This is a genomic window from Bradyrhizobium sp. (genome assembly GCF_035484855.1).
GTDB lineage: Bacteria > Pseudomonadota > Alphaproteobacteria > Rhizobiales > Xanthobacteraceae > Bradyrhizobium.
In genome coordinates this window covers 23,904-31,294 of sequence record NZ_DATHOP010000256.1, presented here as the reverse complement: position 1 = coordinate 31,294, position 7,391 = coordinate 23,904, and the positions used below count along the sequence as shown (strand labels likewise).

The following is a 7,391-nucleotide window of genomic DNA, read 5'->3' as shown; positions in this document are numbered from 1 at the left end:
TCGTTCGGTAAGCTGGTGGCGTTCGGCCTCGGCGGCGTGCTGGTCGAAGTTCTCAAGGACGTGACTTTCCGCCTCGCACCGGCCACCAAGGACGACGCGCTCTCGATGCTCGACGGCATCCAGGCCCATGAAATGCTCCAGGGCGTGCGCGGTGGTGACCCCGTCAACCGCGAAGCGCTCGCCGACGTCATCGTCAAGGTGTCGCAGCTCGTCAGCGATTTCCCCGAAATCGTCGAACTCGATCTCAATCCGGTCTTTGCGACCAAGAAGGACGCGATCGCTGCCGACGTGCGCATCGTCGTCGATTTCGACTACAAGCCGCGCGAGAAGCCGCGTCCGACCGAGGAAATCGTCGCTGCCATGAACCGCATCATGCAGCCGAAGGCGGTTGCCGTGATCGGGGCGTCTGCCGAAGACGGCAAGATCGGCAACTCCGTGATGAAGAACCTCATCAACGGCGGCTACAAGGGCGACATCTATCCGATCCATCCCAAGGCGGCCGACATCCTTGGCTACAAGGCCTATAAGAGCGTCAAGGACGTAGCCGGCGTGATCGACGTCGCGGTGTTCGCGATCCCGGCCAAATTCGTCGCCGGCGCGCTCACCGAATGCGGCGAGAAGAAAATTCCGGGCGCGGTGCTGATCCCGTCGGGCTTTGCGGAAGCGGGCCATCCCGAATTGCAGGCCGAGATCGTCGAGATCGGCAAGAAGTACAATGTCCGCCTGATGGGGCCGAACATCTACGGATTCTATTATACGCCGGCCAATCTCTGTGCGACCTTCTGTACGGCTTATGACGTCAAGGGCCACGCGGCGTTGTCGTCGCAGTCCGGCGGCATCGGCATGGCGATCATCGGCTTCTCGCGCTCGGCCAAGATGGGCGTTTCGGCGATCGTTGGCCTCGGCAACAAGTCCGATATCGACGAAGACGATCTGCTGGCTTTCTTCGAGCAGGACCCGAACACGACGATCATCGCGCAGCACTGCGAAGACTTGAAGGATGGCCGTTCGTTTGCCGAGGTCGCAAAGCGCGTCTCGAAAAAGAAGCCGATCGTGGTGCTGAAGGCCGGCCGCACCTCCGCGGGCGCCAAGGCCGCGAGTTCGCACACCGGCGCGCTGGCCGGCAACGACAAGATCTATGAGGACGTGTTCAACCAGTCCGGCGTGATCCGCGCGCGCTCGCTGCGGGACATGCTGGAATTCGCCCGCGGCATTCCGATCCTGCCGACGCCGAAGGGTGAAAACGTCGTCATCATCACCGGCGCCGGCGGCTCCGGCGTGCTGCTGTCGGATGCCTGCATCGACAACAATCTCAAGCTGATGGTAATCCCGCCGGACCTCGACGCTGCGTTCCGCAAATTCATCCCGCCATTTGGCGCGGCCGGCAATCCCGTCGACATCACCGGCGGCGAGCCGCCGATCACCTATGTCAACACGGTGAAACTCGGGCTCGAGGACCCGCGCATCCACTCGCTGATCCTCGGTTACTGGCACACCATCGTGACACCGCCGATGGTGTTTGCGAGGAACATGGTGGAAGTGAAGAACGCGATGAAAGCCAAGGGCATCGAGAAGCCGATGGTGGCCTCGCTCGCCGGCGACATCGAGGTCGAGGAGGCCGCCGACTATCTCTACCAGAACGGCATCGTTGCCTACGCCTATTCGACGGAGATTCCGGTCGCGGTCCTCGGCGCGAAGTACAAATGGGCGCGGGGGGCGGGGCTGCTGTAAGGCCCGCAAGCTCCTGGTCGAAAAAATGCCGCCCCGGTTCGGGCGGCATTTTGCGTCGCGCCTGCGACCGGCGCGATCGCGTGCCCGATGCGCGCGAGCGGCTGAAGCCTCGCATCTTACCAGGCGTATCGCTCCGCTCCGTGCTGGCGATGTCTGGTTTGGCATTCCCGGATAGCGGACCTGGTGTTGCGCTTCACTCGATTACCTCGTCGGCCAAAGCGAGTAGCGTGGGCGGCATTGCAAGTCCGAGCAGCTTGACGGTTTGCAGGTTGATGATGAACTCGAACTTTGTGGACTGTTGCACAGGCAAATCGGCGGGCTTCTCTCCCGCGAGAATGCGGCCTGCGTACACGCCGACCTGATGAAAGGCGCTGGCAAAGCGCGGACCATAGCTCATCAGACCACCGATTTCCGTATATTCCCTCAAGGGGTAGATGGTGGGTACGGCGTGGCTTGTCGCCAATGCAACAAGTTGTGCGCGCCAGTCTGTGAACAGTGCGTCAGGGCTGACTAATAACGCAGCATTCTTTTCCGCGACCTTTGCGAAAGCGGCATCGAGTTCGGCGATCGTGTCAGCTTGAAGAATTTCAACCTGCAGGGAGAGTTGCGCGGCGCCGACCTCCAGGTCTTGCAGGCTCGTTTTGGTCAACGGACCGTGCTGCGTGACGAGCGCAGCGAAGCTCGCCGCGTGAGGCAGTAGCTCGCGTAGCAGTCCAAGCCGCTTTGCAGCGAGGTTCGGGCTTATGAAGAAGACGCCTGTGGCATTGCCGCTCGGGTGGTTGAAGCTGGAAACGAGGCCGAGCGCAACGGGGTCGGCAGCCACGCCGAACACAATCGGAATGGTCGAGGTCGCGACTTTCGCTGCAAGGGCGGCTTGGGTAGACCCCGGCGCTGCGATCACATCCACCTTCCTGTCGATCAGATCGGCCGCCAATTCCGGCAGTCGATCGTCTCTCCCCGCCGCCCAACGAAATTCTATCGAGAAGTCGCGGCCCTCGACGTGGCCGGTTTCGCCAAGACCTTTACGAAACTCCGAAACAAAACCGGCATTCGGCTCGGGCGAACCTGCGTGAAGGAAACCGATGATTCGCACAGGCACGTGCTGCGCGCTCGCGGCGAACGAGAATGTAGTCGCTCCACCGAGCAAGGTGATGAACTCGCGCCGTCGCATGAGTTGTCCTCGAAGCAAGGCCCGCAGCCTACCACATCATTGCACGATGAGCGCGTCATACCTCGCTACGAGGTATTCCCGCTTATGTCCGCTCCGGGTCAAAACCGGCCCTGACGGCCCCCGAAACGCGACTTCCGAAATACCGCCATCAGCGGACATCATCAGACCGGCCCGGCATGATTGCTTCGTGCCAGGAGCGGACTCATGCGCCGCAGCAAACGGCAACGTTTATTCGATCACCTCGTCCGGCACTGGCGAGCAGTATTGGCGGAATGGTGAGCTCCAATGCCCTTGCCACTTTCAGGTTTATGACAAGCTCAAATTTTGTTGGCTGCTCGACTGGAAGGCTGGCGGGCAGCGCGCCTTTCAAAATCTTGTCGACATAGTCTGCGCCTTTGCGGCTCAACTGTGTCTGATCTGGTCCATACGCAATCAGGCCTCCAGCCGCCGCGTATTCTCTCGGACCGAAGATTGCAGGGAGTCGGGCCTTGGCAACAAGCTCCGTCGTTTGATGCATGGCACCAATCAGAACTGGGTCCTCCAGCACCAGCATGCTGGCAGCGCCGCCCTCGACGACCTTACCAATTGCCTTCGGCACTTCGTCCAGCGTTCTTGCTTCGTAAACTTGCAATGGCGTTCCGATGACCGCGGCTGCTTTCTTCACCTGCTCGAGCGCGAGGGCAGTGAAAGGTGTGTCGGGGTTGCACAACACAGCAACAAGCCTTTTCCCGGGAACGAGGTCGTTGAGCATCTGCAACTTCTTGGCCGCGATGTCGGTCGCCAGAGCGCTTATGCCGGTGGCATTTCCTCCGGGCTGCCGCAGACTTTTGATTAACCCGGCACCTACAGGGTCGCCAACTGCGGTAAAAACAATCGGTATGCTGCGGGTCGCAGCAATGGCAGCCTTTGCAGCAAGCGTCCCAAATCCCGCAATCAGTACGTCGGGACCTGTCTGGACAAGCTCTGCAGCCAGTTGTGCTAACCGGTCAGCGCGCCCGTCGGCAGACCGATAATCCCAAACCATATTCTGACCTTCGTGGTAGCCCAGTTCTTGCAGTCTTTGCAGAACCGATTTCGCGAAGGTTGCATTCTCGCCAGGGAGCAAAGCGAGATATGCGAGTCGATACGGCTCCGTGGATTTCTGCGCTTGCGTCGCTAATGGCCATAGTATCGGCAAGGCTGCCGCACGTCCAAAAGCGATGATGAAATCGCGCCGTCTCATCGATCCAGATCACCCCGGAGAGGCATTGTAGCCTTTCAACCTGCAGTCTGGAAGTCGTTGGATCGAAGATCGGCGATGTCGCCTATGGGTCAAAAGGCGAAATACTGGCTCCGAGCACGTAGAGTCCGCTTTGCCCCTGATTGCGGATTACCTGCGAACCCCGGAACGTTGAAAGACGACGCAAGAAAGCGGTGTAACCGGGTGACTCGTGGAGCACCTCCACGTGCGATATCGCATTCACCATGCCCCACAACCTGGTAGGCGATACTGATGTCGCCGCTGAACACGTAACGGGTCACGGTAAAGCAAAGTCGTTCATTTTCCCTCGACTATGCCGGCAGGGCGCAATTGTTGCCCCTAGCTTATCAGACGGCGACCGCAGAATCATAGGTTATGTGGCTCAGGGTCAAAAGCGCCGTGTTGGCCGTAATCCAATCACTTCCGGTCTAGCCCGACAACCGGACATATTGAGAAGCGGTTGGCATGTCCGGTTCGCGCCGGTAGTGTTGAAGAAGCACGCCCGCGAGTGCATCAAAAAACGGTGAAGGGAGGACGTCACAGTGACGAATACAGGTCCCGAGAGAGAACCCGTGCGCGCATGGGCAGTCGTCGCGATGATGTTCCTCTTCATGCTGATCAACTTCGCCGACAAGGCGGTGATCGGCCTGGCTGCGGTTCCGATCATCGCCGATCTCCATCTCACGAATGAGCAGTTCGGGCAGGTTGGAAGCGCGTTCTTCCTGTTTTTCTCGATCTCGGCGGTGCTGATTGGCTTTCTCGTCAATCGCGTCTCGACGAAATGGGTGCTGACTGCAATGGCGCTCATCTGGGCGTTCACGCAGCTGCCGATGCTTGGCGTCGTCTCGCTACCGATCCTTTTCGCAAGCCGTATCGTACTTGGCGCCGGAGAGGGGCCGGCCTATCCGGTGGCGCTGCACGCCGTCTACAAATGGTTCGCGAACGAGCGCCGCACGCTGCCGACGAGCCTGGTGGCGATCGGCGGCGCGATCGGCGCCGGCGTCGTCGCGCCGCTCCTCACATGGGTCATCCTCACGTTCAGCTGGCACGCCGCATTCGGCTTTCTCGGCATCGTCGGCCTGGTTTGGGTCGCGGTCTGGATGATCGTCGGCAAGGAAGGCCCGCTCGACACGCATCAGACCGAGGCAGGCGGCGGTGGGCTCACGCACGTGCCCTATGCGACGCTTCTCACTTCCCGGACGGCAATCGGCGTGTTTATCGCTGGCTTCAGCGCTTACTGGGCGCTTACGCTCGCGGTTGTCTGGTTGCCGGCTTTCCTCGTCAAGGCGGCAGGCTACACACCGACGCAGACCGGTTGGATCGTCACGCTGCCGTCGCTGCTACAAATGGTTCTGTCGCCAATAGTCGGTTATGTATCGCAGCGTCTGCTCTTGACGGGGACCACAAGCCGCGTATCGCGCGGGCTGCTTGGGGGCGGCTGCGTCGCCGGTGCGGGTCTCGCCATGATCCTGCTCTCGAAGTCGACGGGCTCCTACGAGCAAATCCCGCTGGTCGCGGTGACCTTCGCGATCGGCAGCCTCATCTACACATTGGGTCCCGCCCTCATCGGTGAGATCAGTCCGGTGCGCCAGCGTGGCGCCATGCTCGGCATCAGCAACGCAATCTATACGCTGGCCGGGCTGGCTGCTCCGTGGTTGATGGGACACATCATCGATATCGGAGCGAACCCCGCGGAAGGCTTCCGCTCCGGCTTCGAATTGGGCGGATCGATTATTCTTGTCGGTGGGTTGCTCGCCATGGTGCTCATCAATCCAGAACGCGATCTCGAGCGCTTTCGGCAAACAGGCGTTACTGCAGCGGGTCTGCGTGCGTCTCCGCCGGCAGCGCAGGCTTGAAACCATTTAGGGACGGGCTCGCGGGACGCCCTCATAGCCATTGCAGGAAGGCATATGACCGAAACCGAACTGGTGGATCAGGCTTTCGAATACACTTTTCCCTATGTGACGATGGGGCGATTGCGCGCCGTCACTTTGGGCGATGGGCGAAAGCCCGGGCGGATCGCGCTCAATGTGTGGAATCACCGTCGAAATCTGGCCGGTCCGAGGGACCGAAGGGTGACGACGCCGAACGCCGATACCGCATACTCGATACTTTGGACGGACCTCGCGAGCGGGCCCATGGCGCTATCAACGCCCGACACCGATGAACGGTATTACTCGCTGGCCTTTCTCAACATGGCCACGGACAATTTCGCAATGGCTGGCCGTCGCGTCTCCGGTACGCGCGCCGAACGTTTCGTCCTCGTCGGGCCCGATTGGGACAAGCCTCTGCCGCGTGATGTCAAGGTCATCCGCGCGCCCAACAACGACGTTGTCGTCCTGTGTCGTATCCTGGTCAACGGCGACGCCGACCTCCCCGCCGTCAACGCCTTGCAGGACGCATTCACTGTCGAGCCATTGGGGGCAGTTTCGAACAAAGTGTGGGATCGTGAAATTGGAATCGGCGAAGGACCGCAACCCTTCGTGAACCTGGCCAACGCCATGCTCGCGCGCAACCCGCCGCCCCGATATGAACGCGCTTTGCTAGAGCGCTTCCGCGAAGTGGGAATCTGCGGCACAGGCCGGTTGTGGGAAGACCTCGCGGACGACACCAAAGCTTTGTGGCGGGAGCGTTGGCCGTCTTTGCTTGGATCGCTCACTGGAGGACTGCTGGGTATCGGACCGGTCGTCAACGGGTGGCGCTACTCAAAAGCCAATTTGGGCAATTTCGGCACGGATTACACGTACCGCGGGCAGGTCGCGTTGGATGGGCTGCTGGCGCTCGAACCAGCGGAGGCCATTTATCCCAGCACGAGAACCGATGCTGAGAACCGGCCTCTCAATGGTGCCCATCGATATCGGTTGAGCCTCCCGGCCGGCGTTCCGCAGGTCAACGCGTTCTGGTCCTTGTCGATGTATCAGAAGGAACCGGACGGCATGCTCTTCTTCGCGAGCAATTCCATCAACCGCTACGCGATCGGCGATCGAACCCCTGGCCTCAAGAGAGACGCCGACGGTTCGCTCACGATCTCCATCCAGCATGAAGAGCCCGCATATGCGACGGAGCGGACGAACTGGCTGCCGGCGCCGTCCGGCGATTTCCATATCGTCTTTCGCGCCTATGAGCCGAAGGCTGCTTTTCGAGATGGAAGGGCACCGCTGCCGGCAGTGGAACGGCTCTAGCGATATCCGAACGATCGAGGTGAGGCGTGTGTACGCCGTCGGCGGGCCGCCCGAGTTTCACCCCGAG

5 protein-coding genes are annotated in these 7,391 nt (G+C 60.7%); 3 read left to right on the top strand and 2 right to left on the bottom strand.

The window, feature by feature from the left end; translation table 11 throughout:
• On the top strand, positions 1 to 1,731 hold a 1,731-nt coding region (locus VK804_RS29410; protein ID WP_325751793.1), incomplete at its 5' end, for an acetate--CoA ligase family protein.
• Positions 1,732 to 1,924: 193 nt separating this feature from the next.
• Here the strand turns inward: VK804_RS29410 and VK804_RS29405 are convergent.
• Positions 1,925 to 2,902 carry an ABC transporter substrate-binding protein gene (locus tag VK804_RS29405; protein WP_325751792.1) on the bottom strand — a complete coding sequence of 326 codons (978 nt, stop codon included), beginning with the start codon at positions 2,900 to 2,902 and terminating at the stop codon, positions 1,925 to 1,927.
• Between the two features lie 202 nt (positions 2,903 to 3,104).
• Complete coding sequence (locus VK804_RS29400) at positions 3,105 to 4,124, bottom strand: ABC transporter substrate-binding protein (protein ID WP_325751791.1); 1,020 nt, start codon at positions 4,122 to 4,124, stop codon at positions 3,105 to 3,107.
• Positions 4,125 to 4,714: 590 nt separating this feature from the next.
• On the opposite strand from VK804_RS29400, the gene VK804_RS29395 reads away from it, so the two are divergent.
• The gene (locus VK804_RS29395) at positions 4,715 to 5,998 is read left to right on the top strand and encodes an MFS transporter (RefSeq protein WP_325751790.1); all 1,284 of its coding nucleotides are present in this window, start codon (positions 4,715 to 4,717) and stop codon (positions 5,996 to 5,998) included.
• A gap of 54 nt (positions 5,999 to 6,052) precedes the next feature.
• Complete coding sequence (locus VK804_RS29390; RefSeq protein ID WP_325376791.1) at positions 6,053 to 7,324, top strand: DUF1254 domain-containing protein; 1,272 nt, start codon at positions 6,053 to 6,055, stop codon at positions 7,322 to 7,324.
• The last annotated feature ends 67 nt before the right edge of the window (positions 7,325 to 7,391 follow it).